The organism is Bacillus sp. JJ1127 (assembly GCF_036965845.1).
Taxonomy (GTDB): domain Bacteria; phylum Bacillota; class Bacilli; order Bacillales; family Bacillaceae_G; genus Bacillus_A.
Window position 1 is genome coordinate 1 of sequence record NZ_JBALQK010000002.1, and the last position, 21470, is coordinate 21470.

Here is a 21470-nt window from a genome sequence, read left to right on the forward strand (position 1 = left end):
CTACTAGCTCTTCTTCAGAAGCTTTTTCTACTATTTCAGCAACATTCTCTCCCAAAATAGTTTTCTCAACTGGCTGCTGTTCTTCTATTTCTTTCTTACATTCAATTTCTTCCATTAACGTTGTATCCATATTCTCTACCTTTGAATCTAGTAATTCCTCTTGTAGAGATTCTTCGTTTCCTCCGTTATCATCTTGTGATAACGCCACTACATCTTGTTCTTGCTCAAATACTTGTACGTCTTTGGCGGTATGTTCTTCTTTGCCTTCCTCGTCCTTTTGCTGTAAATCCGGTTTATGGAGTAAGTAATCAGCTGATTCTTCACGAGGTTCTCTAATTTCCTGCGCTTTTTCTTGCTCTTCTAATGAAGGAATGGAACGCTCAGTCTCATAACCATTTTTCTCTAGCCATTGATCAACAACTGACTTTTCTTCTTTATTTTCTTGTTGATCTTGTTCTGATACTTCTTCATAACGATTAGAAGGAATACGAGATTCTTCTGAGAACTCTGATAGCGAATACCCTTTTTTCTCTAACCAAGCATCAACAACTGATTTTCCTTCAGCGGATATTTCAAGATCTTCGCTTTCTTTTTCTTCCTCCTGAACATGTTTTGGTTCTACCGAAGGACGATTATATCCATAGATAGGCGAAATCATTTCCGTTGGGCGAAACGGTCTTCGATTACTTTCTTGCACCACTGTAGATGCTTTTTGGATGACAGGCTCTGGTTCAGGCTCAAATTCTGGTTCTCTAAATGTAGGAGTTGGTTCTTCCTCAACATATCTGCGTCTACGTCCCTCCGTGCTTATTTTTCTTTGGAAAGACTGTTCTTCAACATGTGTTGATTCTCCGACAACCTCTTCATTAAACCCATCATCTGGTATTAATGGGAAACGGCACTTTACAGCTTGATTTCGACTCGCCATTTGTGCTTCTCTTGCTTCAGTGTAGTGGTTCACACGAGGAATTTTCGGCTGACTTTCAGTGTGTTTCGGTACTTCTTTATTCATCGCTGTTTTTTCTTCCTGATGTTCCTCTTTGTTAAACAGCTTTTTCATCCAATCTAACATGCTTACCACTCTTTCTACTAAATAGTAACATCCTTTATTGTATCAGCATTCAGCAAAAAGTGCAGGTAAAATTACGTTCATTCACTTTCTCTACCATATTCCAATTTCTTAGTCCGTACTGCATGAAAAAACAGCAATCTCCTCTATCAGACTGCTGTTTATGATTTACTCTTTCGATATTCTTCTACACTATCTGTTACGCTTTGCAGCAATGAATGTAAATATTTTGGATCAGATAATTTCCGGTCCTCTTCAGGATTCGACATAAATCCGAGTTCAAGTAAAACCCCTGGAACTTTCGACCAATTAAATCCAGAAAGATCATCTCGAAACTGAATCCCGTTTACTTTTACCTGGCTGTTTTCTTTCATTTTCTTTACGATAATTTGAGAGACTTGTAAACTTTCAGTATAAATTCCTTTTGTATATGTATTTCCTTCTGCTGGTGCCAACACGGCAAATCCTTTTTGTCCTTGGTCCTCAGAACCATCCGCATGGAGGCGTAAAAATAAATTTGCTTGGTGATCGTTTGCAAATGTTGCCCTCTCTTTATTACTTATATCAACATCATGCGACGTTCTTGTCATAAGCACTTGAATCCCTTTTTCTTCGAGTTTCTTTTTCAATATCATAGCTGCCTCTAACGCAAGAACGGATTCCCTCTTTTTCGTCACGACTCCTGTTGTTCCATCGGTTACTTTATATTTTTGCACCGTTGTCCCTGGACTAATTGGTTCTAGATTTAAGTTTGCTTTCTCTTGATGACCAGGATCAATCACAACAAGAAACTTCCCTTGTTCTTCATTCATATCCGCTTTTGCCTCATTACTAGTTGCTTGTTGCTCTATTTGTCCGGCAGGAGATGTTTGCTCAGGTTTTAGCTCTTCAGCCGATAATTCCCCATGCGTCTTTTCTGCTTGTTCATTCGGCTCTACAACTTGCGGTTCTGATTCCGTTTTATTTTCTTGTTTCTCAAGTTGTTTTTCTGATGGAGTGTCTTGCTTTTGTTCAATATTTTTTTCACCGTTATCTTGTACGGAAGATGCTCGTTCTTTTTGGGAAGACGTTTTTTCTTGTTCCTTCGAACATGCCCCCATATATACTCCAATTAATGCAATTACACACATCATTTTTATATACTTCATATATTTTCTCCCCATCCCCCTGCATATGCTCCGCCTAAAAACACTCTATTTTTCTTTGAATTGCTTCATAACTTCATCTATATAAATCCATTTTAATTTTTCGACATCTAAATCCCTGCTATGCAGAATAAACAGTAACCTACACTCGTTTGTTCTTTCTGTTTTTACTTCGCATGTGGCAGAAAAAAGCCCTGACCGCTTCTATGCATGGCTAGATGCTCTCTCCCACCTAAAAAGAGGGGGTTTATGTCGGTTTTTTAATCGATGTATATATACTACGAGCAATACAGACTGGTTAGCTGAGGAAGTTCTTTCACTTTCGGTTGTTGTCTCATACGCTCTTTTTCTTATTTTTCTAAATTTTAACTAATTTGTTTTTAAAATACAATATAGTCTTTTGGAAAAATCGTTACAATCTAAGAACATTTATGCAAAAAAAATAGCCTCATTTATCATGAGACCATTTCTTCTATATAAATCCATTTTAATTTTTCGACATCTACATCCCTGCTATGCAGAATAAAAAGTAACCTACACTCGTTTGCTCTTTCTGTTTTTACTTCGCATGTGGCAGAAAAAGGCCCTGACCGCTTCTATGCATGGCCAGATGCTCTCTCCCACCTAAAAAGAGGGGGGATGTCGGTTTTTAATTGATATATATCAATTAAAATTTAAATTCTTGTCCAACTTCATAGCCGTCTTCTAATACAAGAATACCTTTTTCCTGAGGAGCATCTGGAAGCTCTAATTCACGTGCAGAGCAAAGCATACCAGAAGATGGCGTACCACGAAGCTCAGCTGGTTTAATTAACATACCACTTGGCATGACAGCACCAATTTTCGCAACAACAACTTTTTGTCCTGCATCAACGTTTGGTGCACCGCATACGATTTGTAATGTTTCTGTACCAATTTCTACTTTACAAATGCTTAATTTATCAGCATTTGGATGTTTTTCTTTTTCAGCTACATAACCAACAACAAATTTTGGTGAAAGATCTGCTTCTACTTTTTCTTCAAAGCCGTTCTTTGCTAAAATTTCATTGATTTTCTCAACAAGCTCTTTCGTTAACGTAATGTTTCCTTTTTCTGTTACTTCTAAGTAAGAAGATGCATTAAAGATGTTAAATCCTCCTGTTACGTTGCTTTCACGATCATAAACGCGAGCAACATCTCCTTTACGATCAAACGTACGATTTTCTAAAGTAATATCTTGTAAGGCAACAATTAACGTGTCACCAATTCCTTCAAGGTTGTAAAAAACGTTCACTTCGTTCATCCTTTCTCTTTTCCATCTGTCTTCTTCCGATTCTTCGCTAAAATAAAGATTGGTTCAAAGTCACCATCTTCATATACAAATGAAAGTGATGTAATCGGAACATGCCCTTCGGCAAAAAATTTCATTGTCATTTGTGCAATAATATCATAACCGATTTCGTTCACGATATCAGCAATAATTAAAACATCTTGATGCGGAACAGCCACGACCATGTCGCCAGAAATTTTCTCACGCATTGATTGTAAGAGCGATTCATTTAAAATACGACTCGCATCATAGCCATCATTTGTGTTTAAGAAATAAAATGTATTGCCAGCCACTTCATCTTGTTTAAATGTATGACTTAATGAACGTACATTAAACAATGCCATCTCACGTACTTGCTGCTCTGTAAGCTCTAATTTTTGCAATAAATGCTCGTCAATTAATCGATATGTTTTATTGGAATCTAATGCATAATAAATGCGCGTTTCTGCTGTATGATCCGTCATTAAAAATGGATTTCCTGCTTCCGCTTGTTTCGGGAAAGAAGTTGAACGAATAACAGGTAAAATTTTCGCTGTACTAGTTTCTTCTTTATGCATGGCGATTAACGCTTCTTGCACGTAATAAGCAACCTCTTCAATTGCCGTTTCTTTTTTCACCTCCCACTTTGCTACAACTCCTGGAAGCGATACGCTAATGCCCTTTTTCGTATCCTTTTGTTCAATACGGAGGACATCTTTTTCACTATCGTAATGAAAGTCCCATTCTGGGCGAGATAATTTTTTCATTAACTCTTCTTTCATCTTTTTATTTGTCATTTTCATTTCGTTTGCCTCCCTTCCAAAAAAATAACCTCCCCGGCGAAGGTAGAGGTTGTTTTTACAATTCAATTGGCTAATCGCCTTATTTTAAACCTTCAATAAACGCTTCGATTTGTTCTTGTGTTTTACGATCTTTGTTTACATAGCGTCCAGTTTCTTCACCTTTATTGTACGCTACAAAGCTAGGAATGCCAAATACGTCTAACTTCACGCAAAGGTCAATAAACTCGTCACGATCTACATAGTAGAATGAGAAGTCACTATATTTCTCTTCTACTTCTGGCATAAACGGGTCAACAAAGCGGCAATCTGGGCACCATTCTGCTGAGAACATAAAAATGATGTTCTCTTCATTTTTTAATTCTTGGAATTGCTCCATACTTTCTAATGATTTCATCTATATTTCCTCCTCTAACGAAGTGTATCTTTTCATGTCTAATCTTCTTTTATACTACCATACATCACGCACGGTGCAAGGTTTATGCTTGTTTTTCGTCATACTTATATTGTCCAATTAATAGCTTTACAACATGTACAAATAACTCTGTACGATCCACGTAATGATCTGTAAAAATACCAATCGCTCCTTCATGACTGCGAATGTCTTTCCGCTGTACAAACGCCTCCATTACTTCACTTAATTCTTTTCCGCTCTCAAGAGGGGCAAGAAACTCATCTGGTAACTTAATGCGCGCACCGCCCGCTACAAATACTTTTCCAGCGCTTGTTGCTAAAGCACCCCAGTTACACATAAACAAGCCGTGCTCTGTTTTCATGACGCCGCCTTCTAATCCAAATCCAATGTCAGCTTCTTCTGCTTTCAATGCTCGCTTCGCTCTATTGATTGCTCCTTGCATCGTTTCTTCATCAGTAAATGGCTGTGCTGCTACTCCTGAAGGAACAGAAAGAGACGTAATCGTAACATCTTTCCAAACCTTCTCCACAGCCCCAACCTTTGTTTTATTCTTCGATCCAACTACTACCTTCATTTCATTCACCTCCATATATAAATTCACAATTGTGCTCTAACCTTACACGTCCACATAACTCCTAGCCTCGTACATAAAAATAGGATTCTACACTCTTCCTATGCCGGGGTTTACATCGAGCGAGCACCAATTAGGCACTGACCGCTACCACACATCGCTGGGTCATCTCTCCAACCTAAAAAAAGAAAGAGGTTTTCCCTCCTTCCTTATTTAAGCGTTATTTTTAATTGTTTCTAACGTCGTCTTATCTGTTGCTTTCACAAGCTTCGTAATTAATTCTTTTGCCGCTGCATAATCATCAACATGTAAAATAGATGCATGTGTATGAATGTAACGAGCACAAACACCAATTACTGCTGATGGAATGCCTGAGTTACTTGTATGTACACGGCCTGCATCTGTACCACCTTGTGAAATAAAGTATTGGTACGGAATATTATGTGTTTCTGCTGTATCTAAAATAAATTCACGCATTCCTCTATGCGTTACCATTGTACGGTCGTAAATACGAAGGAGCGCTCCTTTTCCTAATTGACCGAACTGCGTTGTATCACCGGATGCATCATTTGCTGGACTTGCGTCAAGCGCATAGAAGATATCTGGCTGAATCATATTAGCAGCTGTTTGCGCCCCGCGAAGACCCACTTCTTCTTGTACAGTCGCACCAGAATATAGTGTATTTGGCAGAGTTTCATCTTTTAATTCTTTTAATAATTCAATTGCAAGACCGCAGCCGTAACGGTTATCCCAAGCTTTCGCCATGATTTTCTTTTCATTTGCCATTGGTGTAAACGGACAGATTGGAACGATTTGTTGTCCTGGCTTCACGCCAATTTCCAGCGCATCTTCATAGCTATCTGCACCTATATCAATTAGCATATTTTTTATATCCATTGGTTTTGCACGCTGCGCGTCACTTAGTAAGTGAGGTGGAATTGAACCAACAACCCCAACGATAGGGCCATTCTTCGTCATAATTTGTACACGCTGTGCTAGCAATACTTGACTCCACCAGCCACCTAGCGTTTGGAAACGAATCATCCCGTTTTTCGTAATTTGCGTAACCATAAAGCCAACTTCATCCATGTGGCCCGCTACAAGTACACGTGGGCCATTTTCGTCACCTTTTTTAAGACCAAACACACTGCCTAAACCGTCTTGGACAATTTCATCCGCATATTTACTTAGCTCTTGTTTCATAAAACGGCGTACATCATGTTCAAACCCTGATGTCCCTTGTAATTCTGTTAACGTACGAAATAATTCTAATGTCTCTTTATTCACGAAGTCCCCTTCTTTCAAACCTTAGTAGAATACCTTCTTTATTGTAACGAAATTTTCGAAATGTTTCTAGTTTCTTCTTTTTTCGTTAAAATTGCATTATAATTATTATCGATACACTATTTTACAGAAGCGAGGTGAATATATGCGCTGGAAAGGTTTACTAGCTGGCCTTGGCATTGGCTTTGCAGCTGGTTATCTTGTTGCAAACAAAGTTCAAGAACAATCCCATATTTCTTCAGAGAAAGCATTAAAAATGGTCAAACAAGCACTAAGTCATAAAGGCGAAATTACTGGCTCATGGGTACATATGGTTCCAGAGACGTTTGAAAAATATGATGTCGCGTACGAAGTATACCGTGGTGGCCTCACAACGAGTTTAAATGATATACAAGAACGATTTGAATTTTTAGTAGATGCAAAAACAGGTACTGTTTTAGAAGTAAAAGCTGCGTAAAAGGCGTTAGCTACTCCGAAAGCATAGGTTTAAATAAAGCAAAATTTTAATTAATACTGGTTTACTTTATCATCCGCTGATTATTCGCCCTCACCAATCGGGCTTTACGGGCAGTTAATCTCCCGCCCCCTTCTTTGCTCTTGCTGAACTTTGACGTGAGGGTCTTACTGCCCGTTAATGCGGAATAAAAGCGTACAGATGAATTTCTGCACGCTTTTTTATATTCTTTCAATTATCGTCGCTGTTGACATCCCATGTCCGATACAAATTGTTAACAGACCATATCTTCCCTTTCTTCTCTCTAGTTCATAAAGAAGAGAAGTCATTAATTTTGCACCCGTTGCCCCAAGTGGATGACCTAATGCAATTGCACCACCATTAACATTCACCTTTTCTAAATCCGCTCCCATTTCCTTTTGCCATGCTAAAACAACCGATGCAAATGCTTCATTGATTTCTACAACATCTATATCGTGAATTGTTAAATTTGATTTTTGCAGCACTTTTTTCGTTGCAGGAATCACACCATCAAGCATTGTCGTCGGATCAGAGCCAACAACCACTTGATTCACAATACGGGCACGCGCTGTACACCCTAGCTCTTTTGCCTTTTCACGCTCCATCAGCAAAATTGCTGCAGCGCCATCACTAATTTGACTTGCATTCCCTGCTGTAATTACACCACCTGATTTAAACACTGTTTTTAAATTTGCTAGCGCTTCATAAGAAGTATCTCTTCTTGGTCCTTCATCATTCTCAACCAGCATTTCATTACCATCTTTATCTATATCTCGCAGTGGTACAATCTCTTCCTCAAAATGGCCCGATTCAATTGCTTGAAGTGCTCGTCTATGGCTTTCTAACGCATAAGCATCTAATTGTTCACGGGTTATACCATATTTTTCTGCAATCATCTCAGCAGATACACCTTGATGCACGATTTGATACTTTTCATGAAGACTACTTGGGATTGTTCGCTCATTTCCATCACTTAAAATAGGAACTTTAGTCATATGTTCAACGCCAGCTGCAATCGTAATATCCATATCACCTGATTTAATTTCTTGCGCAGCAAAGTGTATAGCTTGTTGTCCAGAACCACATAGCCGATTAATCGTTACTGCTGGGACCGTTATAGGAAAACCGGCTTCAAGCGCTGAAAGTCTTCCAATGTTAAAACCTTGTTCATGAATTGGCGTGACACACCCCATAACAATATCTTCTATGAACCCTTTTTCTATATTCACCCTTTTTGTTACTTCATCCAACACAACCGCCGCAAGTTGTACCGGATGAATGAGACGAAATGCACCATTTCTTTTCCCAACTGGCGTACGTATTGCTTCAACAATGACAACATCTCGCTTCATATTTTCTCACCTACTTTCCCTTTTGAATAATCATAGAAACCTTTCCCAGTCTTCCTTCCAAAATGCCCTGCCTCTACGAGTTTCACGAGTGTTTGCGGCGCCCTAAACCTATCACCAAATGCGTCCATTAGTCCTTTACTCGCAAATAATAGCGTATCTAGTCCAACATAATCAGCTAATTCAAGTGGCCCCATTGGATAGTTCAAGCCAAACTTAATCGCCTTATCAATTTCTTCTTTACTTGCAATCCCTTCCTCATACATACGCATGCACTCTAGCACATGAATAGCAATTGCTCGTGACGTAACAAATCCTTGCATATCTTTCACAACAACCGTTTCTTTTCCGATTTCTTCTGAGATTGCTTTTACTGCTTGTATCGTACTTTCTGCCGTAACGACACCCCGTACAATTTCAACGAGTTTCATAACAGGAGCAGGATTAAACCAATGCATTCCTACTACTTTCTCTGGACGGCTTGTCACACTTGCAATCGCAGTTACACTTAATTCAGACGTATTCGTAGCTAGAATAGTAGATGGCAATGTATAGGAATCTAACTTTTGAAAAATTTCCTTCTTTAACTGTAATATTTCTGGTACCGCCTCAATAACAAGCTCTACATTTTGGCAAGCTTCTTCTAATATAATTGTAGAAGTAATACGAGTTAGAATGTGGTTTTTCTCTTCCTCTGTTATACGTCCTGCGTTCACAAAACGATTCAAACTTTTGTTGATTGTTGCATGAGCCTTTTGTAAATTTTCTTCGGATACATCATACATTTTCACATATTTATCGCCCATCGCTAACGCTTGAGCAATTCCACTCCCCATAATTCCTACCCCAATGACTGCAATATTTTCAATCATGATTTCCCTCCTTTACTTATCTCACTTTGATCTATTTATACAGGAATCCGGTCGATTACTTCTAATTGTTCCAACCTTTCAATCTCTAACCTTGATAATCCGAGACTTTGCAAAATTTCTTCTGTATGCTCACCAAGCTTTGGGGGATCCGTAAATCTATCATTTGTATGTGTAAATACAAATCCTTTCTCTTTTACTAAATGACTCGTAAAGGGGGAGGATGCTAATTCATTTGTCTCTAAAACAGGCGACAAACAACAATCCACTTCCATCGCAAATTCCGTCCAATACACCAATGGCTTACTCGCAAAGGTCGCTTTCATCTGTTCATAAATCATTTGACCATCTTGAGCTAGCTCATGTTGCTTATCTTTCCACTCTATTCTTCCTACCGCTTCGCAAAAGGCATACCAAAATTTCTGTTCAACTGCTCCGAGCGCAACAAACCTCCTATCACTCGTTTCATAGATGGAATAACATACCACCTTACCGCTAAGCGAATCTAACCCATGACGTTTGTTGTACATTTTTTCAAGCATAATATGATTGTTCATTAACATCACTAAGCTATCTGTGAGAGAAATATCAAGATAACTCCCTTCTCCAGTCCGCTCCCTTTGAAACAATGCTGCTATAATTTTTTCCGAAGTCATCATCCCCCCTACTTCATCACCAAGTGTAATTTTAGGATGAACCGGAATTCCTTCTCGATCTTTCAACTGTGCCAATACTCCGCTGACTGCCATAAAATTTATATCATGGCTTGCAAGATTCGAATGTTCTTTCTTCTGTCCATATCCAGTTAACGAGGCATAAATGATACCTTTGTTGATTCGTTTCACTTCTTGATACCCAAGGCCAAGGCGATTCATCACGTTAGGCCGAAAACTTTCTATTAAAACAGCAGCTTTTTGAAGAAGTTTTTTCACCACTTCAACCCCTTCAGGATGCTTTACATTTATTGCAATACTTTTCTTGTTACGATTATTCGCATAAAAAAATGCCTGATTGCCAGATTCCAATCCCCTTGCTAAATCCCCGTAACGCGGTTCTACTTTAATCACTTCTGCACCTAAATCAGCCAGACGAAGCGCTGCATATGGACCTGGTAAGTAATGAGAAAAATCAACAACTGTTATTCCTTCCAACATCATAGGCCCATCCCCCTCGCAATAATGCTTTTCATAATCTCATTCGTTCCAGCGTAAATCGTGCTGACTGGAATATCACGATAACGCCGCGCAATCTCGTATTCTTCCATATAGCCATAACCACCGTGTAATTGTATGCACTCTGCTGATACTTTTTTTGCAAGGTCAGTTAACCACCACTTCGCCATTGATACTTTCGTTACGATGTCTTCACCCTCCATATGATTTGCAATACATTCATCTACAAATGTTCTACCAATTTCAATTTCAGTATACATCTCTGCTAATCGGAACTGTACTGTTTGAAAATCACTTATACTTTTTCCAAACGCTTTTCTCTCCTGCACATATTTTTTGGTTATATGTAGCATCACTTCCGCCGCTGTTTTAGCTGCAATTGCAACAATGAGACGTTCTTGCTGCAACTTTTCCATAAGATAATAAAAGCCTTTCCCATCTTCTCCTAACAAATTTACAGCTGGGACTTTTACATCTTCAAAAATAAGCTCTGCTGTATCTTGACTATGTAAACCCATTTTTTTTAGTTTTTCCCCTCTCTTAAACCCTTCCATTCCTCGTTCTAAAACAAGCAAACTCATGCCTTTATGTGTGGGTTTCATATTTGTATCTGTCTTACAAACAACGATGACTAAATCGGCATGAATACCATTTGTAATAAATGTTTTCTCACCATTGACGATATAATGATTCCCTTCTTTTCTTGCTGTTGTTCGAATGCTCGCCAAGTCAGAACCCGCCCCTGGCTCCGTCATTGCAATTGCAGTTATATATTCACCGCTTACGCATTTTGGTAACCAGCGTTTTTTTTGTTCGTCTGTTCCATACTGCGTGAAGTATGGAACGACAATGTCATTATGCAAACCAATACCAATTAAACTGGAGCCAACCTTTTCAAGCTCCTCATTAATGACGACCGAATATCCAAAATCAGCACCTGCTCCACTATACCGCTCATCTACCATAGGACAAAGAAAACCTTTACTTCCCATGCTTCTCCAAAAAGAACGAGGAATCATTCCTTCTTTTTCCCAGTCGTTATAATGTGGATAAGCTTCTTTTTCTAAAAACTTATGAAAAGCATCACGAAAAATGTGATGCTCCTCCTGTAAATACTTATGCTTCATCATATCCTCCCTTCCGCTTCTGCCTTACGCAAAATAAACTTTTGAATTTTACCACTTGCATTTCTTGGCAGTTGTTCAACAAACACATAGCGACGCGGGCGCTTATAATCTGCAAGCTTATCACTCGCTTTACAGTACGCATCTAATGCCTCTGCAGTAAGGGATTTATTTTTTGAAACGATATATGCGAGAACACACTCTCCCCAAAAATCATCTTTTTCTCCAAGTACCGCTACATCTAAAACACTTTCATGCGTATATAAAAAATCTTCCACCTCACGCGGATAAATATTTTCTCCACCACTAACAACCATATCGTCAAGGCGATCTGCAACGTACAAATAACCATCAGTATCTACATAACCTAAATCTCCAGAATGGTACCACCCTTTATATAACGCTTTTGCTGTCGCCTCTTCATTGTTGTAATACCCTTTCATCAGACAGGAACCGCGCATAATGATTTCTCCGATTTCATACGGCTTTACTATATCATTTGGCTCGGATGGACCGTCTTCATTTGGACGAACAATACGAATTTCATGATTATAAGCGGCTTTGCCTGCAGAACCAACTTTCGTGAGCTGTTCATCCTCTCGTAAAAAGGTAACTGCTGGTCCCATCTCTGTCATACCGTAAGCTTGTACTAATGAAACATTCAACTTTTCATCACAAGCTTTTACAAGTGCTGGCGCCATTGAAGCTGCACCATATAACCCATACTTAAGAGACGATAAATCATACTGCATTAAATCTTCCTGCAACATCATATTCCACATTGTGGGTGCAGCAAACATAACAGTAACCTTCTCTTTTTCAATTGTTTCAAGTACACTCTTTGCATCAAAATGATGCAAAATAACATTCGACCCGCCGCTATGCACCCTTGGAATAAAGCAGCAATGAAGCTCAGCACAATGAAACATTGGCGCTGTTACAAGACCTCGACTCTTCTCGGTATAATGTAAATATTCAATTCCTAGCAAACTTTGCTCAATAATTTCTCGGTGACGATGAAGTACTCCCTTCGGATCACCAGTTGTTCCACTTGTATACATAATGGAACAAATATCATCTTCTTTTACTTCTACTGTTTTAAAATTCGGTAATGCATTGGATAGTTTTTCTTCATATGAAATAGAAAACGGTGGATGATTTCGGTCAATGTACCAGAACTGAATATGAGGAAATTGTTTATGAATGCTTTGTACTTGAGAGGATAGTTGTTTTTCAAAAAGTACGATTTTTGGAGAAGCATCTTCTAATATATAACTGAGTTCTTGTGGTTTTAATCTAAAATTAATCGGATTAAATATGGCTCCAATTTTTGCACAAGCAAAACATGTAGTTGCTAATTCACTACTATTGAAAAGAAACGTGGAGACACGGTCCCCTTTTTGTATTCCACTTTGTTGAAGTGAATAAGCTAGCTTATTCACTTTTTCATTCCATTTTGTATACGTCCAGCGAATATTTTTTTCCGATTCAACAATTGCTTCCCTATTTGGATAATTTCTAGTAGTCCGTTCAAGCAAATTCCCAATCGTTATATACAATATGTTTCCCCCTTTCAAATAAAGCGTATAACAACTCAAGAACATTGTATCAATATTCAGAAAATTTTAAAAATAATTTCTTTCGACACACTTTTACATTAAAATATAAAGAATATTACTTTTGCAGCGGAGGGTCACCCCTCCACTGATTACAGTTTTTTCTCATACTTCACTTGATACATTCGCTTCTTTTCGTTCTACCTTCTCTACCATATTCCCCTCCTCATCCCACTTCACCGCGCGATAATATGCATCATGATAAAATGTGAACCAAGCCTTTTTCTCTGCACCATACTTCATCCACTTCTGTTTATGTTCAATAGAAGTCATTGGATAATCATCATACGCCATCACCCACAATACATTTTGATGTGCATGCGTTGGCAATAAATCCGCCAAATGGAGCATCGTTTCTCCCTGACTCTCAAGAACAATCACAGCATGTCCATCACTATGCCCACCTGTATGCACCATTCTTATTTCGTCCGTAATTTGGATTTCTTCTTTAAAAATAACAACCTGATCTACAATTGGCTCCCAGTTTTCCTTCCAATATGTATTACGCGACCTTATATTTGGAATCTTCATTTCATTCCATTCTATTTCTGACACATAAATTTTTGCATTTGGAAACGTAGAGACAAGCTGACTATTTTCCCATTTGGTTAAACCAGATGCATGATCAAAATGAAGATGCGTCATTAATACATAGTGGATATCTTCGGGCTGAAGTCCGAGGCTTTCTAACGATTCATAGACCGATGACTCTTCTGTCACCCCTTGATTCCGCTTCATCTTTTCATTCATTTTCTCGTTTCCAATTCCTGAATCAATGAGCATATTTCCTTCTTTCGTTTGCACAAGCAGCGGGTCTGTCCGTAAATAAATATGATTTGTATCATTATGTTTATATTTGCGTGACCAAAGAACTTTCGGTACAACACCAAACATCGCGCCTCCATCTAAATGAGTGTTTCCGCCGCGCAGCCACGTCACTTTGATGTCTCCAATTTGTAAACATTCCATTTCTCATTCCCCCTTTTCTATTTTAATTTTAACATAAAATTCAGATTATTTTTCCATATAAAAAAACCTGCGCATTACTGCACAGGTTCCGTACGATATTTCGCTTCTACGCGATAAATACGATGGCCTTTACCAGAAAATTTCTCTTCGTATTCCGTCATAATATTCCCTTCAAAGTCACTATTATGAAGATCTAGACTCAAGAATGTTAATAACATACCATACTCAGCCATGCTCATAAGAGAGTATTCAAATAAACCTTGGTTATCCGTTTTAAAATGAATTTCTCCGCCCGTTACTAATACTTCTTCATAATTACGTAAAAACGTTTTATATGTTAAACGACGCTTCGCATGACGATTTTTTGGCCATGGATCTGAGAAATTTAAATATACACGGTCAATTTCGCCTTCTGCAAAGAAAACTGTTAAATCTTCCGCATCTTTATTAATTAATTTTAAATTAGGTACTTCTTCTTCAATTAACTTATCAAGTGCATCTACAATAACACTCGTGAACTTTTCAATTCCGATATAGTTAATATGTGGATTTGCTTTTGCCATTTCATAAACAAAACGACCACGGCCTGTTCCTACTTCAATGTGAATTGGTTGCTCATTACCAAAAACTTCTTTCCAATTGCCGCGATGCTCCTCTGGATTTCCAATTACAAACTGTGAATATTCATTGATTCGATCCATTGCATACGGTTTATGTCTTAAACGCATAGATGTCTCCCTCTCTTTACCAGACTATTTTAAAAGGATTATTCCTTCTTTCTTTTTCAATCAATCTATCAAACAAAAAACCAAGTACGTACGAGCACTCGGTCCGTTTCTTTCAAGTATAAAATGTGCCATTTTGATAAAAACTACATAGAGCATAAAACGAAACTTCCATATCGTTTCGTGAGTCTACGATTAACTACCTCATGACGAAACAGCGTTTTCTCTTATTTGTTCAAGAAGAACAACAATCGAAAGGATGATTCAGCCATGCCGATTAATCAACAACACCAATTAGAAATTTTAAAAGATATTTTAGTCAATCACCAAAGCGATTGCTGTGGAACGGTTTCTGAGTGCGAACAATTAGAACGTCTCATTCAATCATTGCTTGCAAACGATAGTATAAACAACGATGTGAAAGCAATGCTAAACGATGTATATTATTATAGTCAATCGGGTAAATATTCTTCTGATTTGGACAATCATATTTCCAATAATCAAGAACAACTCACGCAATGGATTGCTGGAATGGACAATTTTTCTTAAATCATTTACTCTGAGGCAAGCAGTTGCTGTAAATATTGATGCCAATATTCAGCTTCTGCTTGCTGTTTTTTTGTTGTATGCCATTGAACAGATAGAATGGTTTGCGCCACTACATACCACTTCATACGCTGAAGCAATGATTCAGTCATTTCAATCCCATAATATGATAACCATTCATCCCATTGATGACGTGGTATATACCAATATAATAACGTGCCAAGATCAAGAGCAGGATCTGCAATCACAGCGCCGTCCCAATCAATTAAAAATAATTCATCATCCTCCGATAATAACCAATTGTTATGATTCACGTCACAGTGACATACGACAAACTCATCATATTCAATATCTTTTAATGAACCTTTCAAATATTGAAGACCCGCTTGAATGGTTTTATCTGCTTTTATATCTCCTCTTAAAACAAAATACAATTGCTGCAATAGCTCCTGTGCATGAAGCGGCTGTTTTCCAAGCCTTTGTATCATCTGCACAAGTGCTTTAGAAGAATGTATTTTCTTTAAAAGTTTTGCAACACGTTCTAATTTCATGTCCTCCGGCTCTAGCTTCTGACCTGGAAGCCATTTTTGAGCTGAAATTACATCACCGTTCGTTATCCTTCTTGTCCAAAGTAATTTTGGAACAATTCCCTCTGCTGACAATACCGCTAAAAAGGGCGATGTATTCCGCTTTAAAAATAGCTTTTGTTGTCCATTTTGCGCAATATATGCATCGCCCGTTACTCCACCAGCCGGTATAAGACTCCATTCTTTTCCTAATAATTGTTCCAACCATTCCATATCCATTACCCGTTAACAAATCCTTATCTTTTATAGTTATGAAAAGAAAAACCGCAACACCTTTTGAACATGTTGTGGATTCATATCTTTTTTACTGTAGTTGAATGCAAGAAAAAGAAAACTTGGCATGTGCCAAGATATACGGACAGACTGCCCCTTCTTTTACTTTATTTTATAAAACCTGTATGAGAATGACAACCTATTCAAATCGTCACCTTTGTCAATTCTACATTTATTACATTCTCATCGTCAAGTAGCGATTTGTCACATTTTCGCCAATATATACGTGCTAATAGGAGCCATTTGAAGTTCATTTCCTTGAAATGAAGAAATTGGTTGTAATTTCGCTTGTTTTTCATTCACTAATACGTGCCACGTTTCCTGTTTTGGAAGTGCAATTGTTTCTGTCTGAAAACCGCTATGAAATAAAACCACAATTTCTCTCCATGGTCCAAACGATTCCACATGTTGCAAATGGTAAGCAACGATGGCAGGAGGTGCTTGCAGAAAACTCATATGTTTCTGAATGAGGTTAGCCGTTCGTAATCGAAATGCGCCATGCGCCTTCCGAATTGCAATTAGCCCTTTTATATAAGCAACCGTTTCCAATTCGTTCTCTTTTTGACCCCAATCCATTCGATTAATTTCGTCTGGTGCATTGTAGCTATTTTCATTCCCTTTCTTAGAACGATAAAATTCTTGTCCAGCATGTAAAAATGGAATCCCTTGTGAGAAAATTACCATCGCTGTCGCTAAAAGGTGACGACGTTTTAACATCTCCTCTGCTTCTTGATTGCTGCACACGAGTTTATCCCACATCGTCATATTGTCATGACATTCCACATAATTCACACTCTGAATAGGCTCTAAAAAAAGCCCTTGTTCCTTCACACTTGAAAGACTTCCCTTTAATACATATTGCAAATCATTTACATCTACACTACCACCAAATGCAAAACCTCGTTTATTCACGTCAAACGTACTACCCTTTATCACATCACGAAATTGATCGTTGAACTGTGCAATGTACGGCATTTTACTCGCATTCCTTAACATCGCTTTCTCTTCTGCTGGAAGCGGTGTTTGTAAATCCCATCCTTCCCCTAACAATAGTGCATCATGCTTTCTTTTTCTTACTTCCTTTTCTATATCATTCATCGTTTCTATATCCAAAATCCCCATCAAGTCAAACCGAAATCCATCAACATTATATTCAGTAAGCCAATATAAAATAGACTCAATCATAAATTTCCTCATCATTTTTCGTTCGGATGCTAGATCATTCCCGACTCCAGTTCCATTTGATGGCATTCCGTTTTCACCATGGCGAAAATAATATCCTGGTACAAGCTTTTCAAACGACGATGTTTCTCTGTCATATACGTGATTATATACAACATCAACAATAACGCGGATTCCGTTCTCATGAAATTTCTCAATCAATTGTTTACACTCTAAAATTCGGTTATACGGATCAGAAGGATTTGTAGCATACACTCCCGTTGGAACGTTGTAATATAACGGATTATATCCCCAGTTATAGGCCGCAAAAGGTCTCGTTTCATCTACACCCGCAAAATGATGCAGTGGTAATATTTCAACATGTGTAACTCCTAAGTCTTTTATATGAGATAAAGCCGTTGGCGTCCCTTGTTTCCCCTTCGTGTTTTCTTCTGCAAGTCCCATATACGTCCCTTTTCGTTTTACACCACTATTTGAATGCATGGTCGCATCACGAATATGAAGTTCATACAATATTGCATCTGCAGATGACTCTAATTTAGGCAATGTATGTCGCTTCACATAAGCCTTCTCAAGATCAATGACAATTCCGTATTTCCCATTTACTGATACTGATTTTGCGTACGGATCTACCGCTTCATTCCATATTAAATTAATACAAACAAGAAATGTGTACTGCGCGCCAGCAAAATCACCTTTTAAAATATGAGACCAAATTCCATTCTCTTCTCTATTCATCTCATAATCCATATAATCTTTATCGCCTTTATAAACCCGAACTTTGGCGAGCCTTGCAGTTGGGGCCCACAATTTAAAAGTCGTTTCTTCTTTTTTATAGTACGCTCCCAAATCTGTATTTTCATAATAATATTTTTCGTCGAATGCAGCCGTTCGAATTACCGCTCCAATTTGTAAATCTGTTTCTTCATTTCGCTCATCTCGTACTGTATAATACCTCCCCACATCAAGCTGCTCTTCTATATAACATTCATACTTTGTTGCATTTGGAAGTGAAATTGTTTGGACGATAGGAAGCTCCCATATTTTCTTTCCTTCCTGTAAACAAAATGTCCGGCTTGTTCCATACGCATGCGGGAGCAAAATTGTAATCTTATTCATCTCATCTAAGTAAGCTTCAAATGGACGTTTTACTTTCAGCATAAAAAATCACCATCATTCTCGAAATTAAAATGAAACGATCTGTAAGCGATAAGATTCGCCTAAAAGTTACTCTTACGAATGAGACTTTATACAGTAACTTACTATTTCCTATAGTATATTCACGTTCATAAGAAACGTTTTCATACTTTAGATTTCTGTAATGTTATTTCAGCAATAGGCTTATACTTGGGCGTGTCTTTCACATTCGATTCATACAATGTCACAGTATCAGCTTGAAATAACACCGAATGTAACCGCTTTAATGTTTTTATATTAAATTCTTCCTCACCCATCCATTTACGCGCTACTGTAATGTGCGGATGATAGGGGCGTGTTTCAAGAGAAAAACCGTTATTTTCACAAATCATATGGACATGTTTTTGCAAAGCGAATAATGCTGGGTTCTCATTTACACCTGCCCAAAATATACGTGGGTGCTCCGTGCGCCCAAATGTAGAAAACCCTTGTAGTGTAAGTGATAACTCCTGCTCAGTTGCAAGTCGCCTTAACTCATTCTTTATTCCTTGTAATTGCTCCTGCTCTGCGCTTCCTAAAAAAGCAAGTGTAATATGATAGTCCTCTTCATGTACCCACGAACGAAACGGTAACAGAGACTTCATTTCTTCTTTATAATTTGCAAGTGTTTCTTTTATATGCCGCGGCAGAGTAACCGCTATAAAATAATGTGGGATCATGTGCATCGTCTCCTTTTTGTTATTGTTGCTTTTCTTTCTTATCTCATTCAACTAATAAAAAGAATCCGCCCTCCAAATGGAGAGCGGTCCTATCCCATTACAAGCGTAAGCCATTTTATTTCGCTAATTCATAAATCGCTTGTGCATAAATTGCTGTCGCTTTTAATAAGTCTTCAATTTCAATATATTCATCTTTTTGATGAGCAAGATCTTCTTTTCCAGGGAATAACGGACCGAAAGCTACACCAGCTTTCAATGAACGCGCGTATGTACCACCGCCGATTGCTAATAGTTCGGCTTGCTCTCCTGTTTGTTCCTCATACACACGTTGCAGCGTGCGAATTAAAACGTGATCTTTATCAACATGATGTGGACGAGAATTAGAATAATCCGCTACTTGGAACCCTTTCTTGCTCACATAATCTTTCAACTTCTCAATTGTCTCTTCAAAATTTGTTGTTACTGGATAGCGTACATTTAATCCTAAACTTCCGCCTTCTGCTTTCGTATAAGAAAGGCGACCAACATTAACTGTTAATGGTCCGCTAATTTCATCTTTATAAGCAATACCCGCTTTTTCTCCAAGCGTATCACCTGTAAATGTTTCTGTTACGAATGCTATAAATGCAGTTCCTTTTTCATCAAGAGCAACTGTTGTTAAAAACTGAGCTAGTAACAATCCGGCATTTTCACCTTTTTCAGGAGTAGAGCCGTGAGCTGATATACCTTCTACTTGTAATGTTACAGTATTTCCTTCTATCATTCGTTTCCCTGTTTTCTTAACAGTTTGTAAATACTGTTCGTAAGTTTGTACAAGCTCCTCTGCTTTTTCAGTCGTAATAACTGCCTCTGCAAAATCAGGAACCATATTTAAACGAAGGCCAGAAGAGAATGAAACAAGCTCATATTCTCCGCTCTTTGCTTCACTACCACTTTGCACAATCTGTATATCAGAAATTCCTTTTTCAGCATTAATAATCGGGAAATCTGCATCTGGTGTAAAACCAATCGTCGGCATTTCTTCATTTTTAAAGTAATGATCGACACACTTCCAGTTGCTTTCTTCATCCGTTCCTAAAATCATGCGAACACGCTTTGAAAGAGGTAATCCTAATTCTTTTACGATTTTCATTGCATAATAAGTGGCTATTGTTGGCCCTTTATCATCAATTGCACCGCGTGCAAAAATCTTTCCATCACGAATATCAGCGCTATATGCAGGTGTTGTCCAACCATCTCCCTCTGGCACAACATCAACGTGACAAAGAATACCAACTAATTCTTCTCCTCGTCCCATCTCAAGGTGCCCTGCATACCCTTCTAAATTTTTCGAAACAAAACCTTCTGCTTCTCCTTTATGTAACATGAAGGATAGCGCTTTCGCTACACCTTCTCCAAAAGGGGCTCCTTCTTTTGCTGTTTCTTCTTCCCATACACTCTTAATTTGCAGAAATTGCTGCATGTCATGAATCAAGCCATCTTTACGTTTTTCAACTTCTTCTGTCCAATTTATTACTGTCATCACGTACTCACCTTCTTCTATATTCTCTCTTTCATCATAGCAAACGAAAATCCCTTATGCCAATACAGAACCACTTAATAACGAACAATTATAATACTTCAGATATTTCTTATTAGTTTTTCTTTTATTTTTCTAAAAAAATTTGCAGGAATTTGGCGTTTTACGTAGAAATTTATCTGGTAGTTGACAGAAGAGATATAGAATGTCAACTACTAAAGTTTTCCTGTTTCATTATTTGTTAAACTTTTGTAAAATTTAAGTAAGTTAAAGCATGAAATTTGTCATGTGGAGTACAATGGTAGTAAAGGCCTTCTTTCCTGAATGGGGTCAAAAAAACTAGTAGAGGAGTGGTTTTCTCTTGAAACCTACGACTACTCGTATGCTAACACGCATTAAATCAATTTATATGTACATCAATGAAAATGGTACGGTAACGACGAAAGACCTTGTAGATGAGTTCGGGATCACACCGCGAACAATACAACGTGATCTGAATGTGTTGCAGTTTAATGAGCTCGTGTATAGCCCTTGCCGCGGTAAGTGGACAACAACAGGAAAGAAAGTGAGAATGACCTCATAACGAAAACAATTATATGTAAGATAAATACATACCCCTTTCTATCAAATTAGAAA

At 38.1% G+C, this 21470-nt stretch carries 20 protein-coding genes and 1 pseudogene; 3 read left to right on the forward strand and 18 right to left on the reverse strand.

Annotated elements, in window-relative coordinates; all coding sequences use genetic code 11:
* The 7 genes and pseudogenes from V7183_RS00080 to V7183_RS00110 all read right to left on the reverse strand — a co-directional run.
* Positions 1-1072, reverse strand: a pseudogene (locus tag V7183_RS00080) (DNA translocase FtsK); the annotation flags it as partial.
* A 158-nt stretch (positions 1073-1230) separates the two neighbouring features.
* Positions 1231-2217, reverse strand: coding sequence for an N-acetylmuramoyl-L-alanine amidase (locus V7183_RS00085; protein ID WP_335358331.1), 987 nt, complete (start codon positions 2215-2217; stop codon positions 1231-1233).
* Positions 2218-2881: 664 nt separating this feature from the next.
* Entirely contained in the window at positions 2882-3496 is a 615-nt protein-coding gene (ytpR, locus tag V7183_RS00090) for a YtpR family tRNA-binding protein (RefSeq protein ID WP_335358332.1), read from the reverse strand.
* Entirely contained in the window at positions 3493-4305 is an 813-nt protein-coding gene (locus tag V7183_RS00095; RefSeq protein ID WP_097897998.1) for a DUF1444 domain-containing protein, read from the reverse strand. The genes ytpR and V7183_RS00095 overlap by 4 nt, the downstream gene beginning before the upstream one ends.
* Before the next feature lie 79 nt (positions 4306-4384).
* The gene (locus V7183_RS00100; RefSeq protein WP_097897999.1) at positions 4385-4699 is read right to left on the reverse strand and encodes a thioredoxin family protein; all 315 of its coding nucleotides are present in this window, start codon (positions 4697-4699) and stop codon (positions 4385-4387) included.
* Between the two features lie 82 nt (positions 4700-4781).
* Positions 4782-5291 carry a DUF84 family protein gene (locus V7183_RS00105; protein ID WP_097898000.1) on the reverse strand — a complete coding sequence of 170 codons (510 nt, stop codon included), beginning with the start codon at positions 5289-5291 and terminating at the stop codon, positions 4782-4784.
* A gap of 210 nt (positions 5292-5501) precedes the next feature.
* Positions 5502-6575 (reverse strand): M42 family metallopeptidase, encoded by a 1074-nt coding sequence (locus V7183_RS00110; protein WP_097898001.1) that lies wholly within the window; start codon positions 6573-6575, stop codon positions 5502-5504.
* A gap of 142 nt (positions 6576-6717) precedes the next feature.
* On the opposite strand from V7183_RS00110, the gene V7183_RS00115 reads away from it, so the two are divergent.
* Positions 6718-7029, forward strand: a complete 312-nt coding sequence (locus V7183_RS00115; protein WP_097898002.1) for a PepSY domain-containing protein — start codon at positions 6718-6720, stop codon at positions 7027-7029.
* Positions 7030-7247: 218 nt separating this feature from the next.
* Here V7183_RS00115 and V7183_RS00120 read toward each other — a convergent pair whose 3' ends face one another.
* From V7183_RS00120 to trmB, 7 genes are all read right to left on the reverse strand, one after another.
* A complete protein-coding gene (locus V7183_RS00120) occupies positions 7248-8399 on the reverse strand; it encodes a thiolase family protein (protein ID WP_335358333.1) in 1152 nt (383 codons plus the stop codon).
* A complete protein-coding gene (locus V7183_RS00125; RefSeq protein WP_335358334.1) occupies positions 8396-9268 on the reverse strand; it encodes a 3-hydroxyacyl-CoA dehydrogenase family protein in 873 nt (290 codons plus the stop codon). The genes V7183_RS00120 and V7183_RS00125 overlap by 4 nt, the downstream gene beginning before the upstream one ends.
* A gap of 35 nt (positions 9269-9303) precedes the next feature.
* On the reverse strand, positions 9304-10419 hold the full coding sequence (locus V7183_RS00130; RefSeq protein WP_438825142.1) for a CaiB/BaiF CoA transferase family protein: 1116 nt from the start codon (positions 10417-10419) through the stop codon (positions 9304-9306).
* Positions 10419-11564 (reverse strand): acyl-CoA dehydrogenase family protein, encoded by a 1146-nt coding sequence (locus V7183_RS00135; RefSeq protein ID WP_335358336.1) that lies wholly within the window; start codon positions 11562-11564, stop codon positions 10419-10421. The genes V7183_RS00130 and V7183_RS00135 overlap by 1 nt, the downstream gene beginning before the upstream one ends.
* The gene (locus tag V7183_RS00140) at positions 11564-13120 is read right to left on the reverse strand and encodes a fatty acid--CoA ligase (protein ID WP_335358337.1); all 1557 of its coding nucleotides are present in this window, start codon (positions 13118-13120) and stop codon (positions 11564-11566) included. Before V7183_RS00140 ends, V7183_RS00135 begins: the two co-directional genes overlap by 1 nt.
* A gap of 162 nt (positions 13121-13282) precedes the next feature.
* The gene (locus tag V7183_RS00145; protein ID WP_335358338.1) at positions 13283-14146 is read right to left on the reverse strand and encodes a YtnP family quorum-quenching lactonase; all 864 of its coding nucleotides are present in this window, start codon (positions 14144-14146) and stop codon (positions 13283-13285) included.
* A gap of 74 nt (positions 14147-14220) precedes the next feature.
* On the reverse strand, positions 14221-14874 hold the full coding sequence (gene trmB, locus V7183_RS00150; protein WP_097898008.1) for a tRNA (guanosine(46)-N7)-methyltransferase TrmB: 654 nt from the start codon (positions 14872-14874) through the stop codon (positions 14221-14223).
* Between the two features lie 267 nt (positions 14875-15141).
* On the opposite strand from trmB, the gene V7183_RS00155 reads away from it, so the two are divergent.
* Positions 15142-15420, forward strand: a complete 279-nt coding sequence (locus V7183_RS00155; RefSeq protein ID WP_097898009.1) for a YtzH-like family protein — start codon at positions 15142-15144, stop codon at positions 15418-15420.
* A gap of 5 nt (positions 15421-15425) precedes the next feature.
* Here V7183_RS00155 and V7183_RS00160 read toward each other — a convergent pair whose 3' ends face one another.
* The 4 genes from V7183_RS00160 to pepV form a co-directional block, all read right to left on the reverse strand.
* Positions 15426-16223, reverse strand: a complete 798-nt coding sequence (locus V7183_RS00160) for a phosphotransferase family protein (protein WP_335358339.1) — start codon at positions 16221-16223, stop codon at positions 15426-15428.
* Positions 16224-16481: 258 nt separating this feature from the next.
* Positions 16482-18620, reverse strand: coding sequence for a type I pullulanase (gene pulA / locus V7183_RS00165; RefSeq protein ID WP_335358340.1), 2139 nt, complete (start codon positions 18618-18620; stop codon positions 16482-16484).
* A 140-nt stretch (positions 18621-18760) separates the two neighbouring features.
* Positions 18761-19315: an RNA 2',3'-cyclic phosphodiesterase gene (gene thpR, locus V7183_RS00170; RefSeq protein WP_335358341.1), complete on the reverse strand. Its 555-nt coding sequence runs from the start codon at positions 19313-19315 to the stop codon at positions 18761-18763.
* A gap of 115 nt (positions 19316-19430) precedes the next feature.
* A complete protein-coding gene (gene pepV / locus V7183_RS00175) occupies positions 19431-20837 on the reverse strand; it encodes a dipeptidase PepV (protein ID WP_335358342.1) in 1407 nt (468 codons plus the stop codon).
* A gap of 358 nt (positions 20838-21195) precedes the next feature.
* On the opposite strand from pepV, the gene V7183_RS00180 reads away from it, so the two are divergent.
* Entirely contained in the window at positions 21196-21417 is a 222-nt protein-coding gene (locus V7183_RS00180; RefSeq protein WP_000805512.1) for a DeoR family transcriptional regulator, read from the forward strand.
* The last annotated feature ends 53 nt before the right edge of the window (positions 21418-21470 follow it).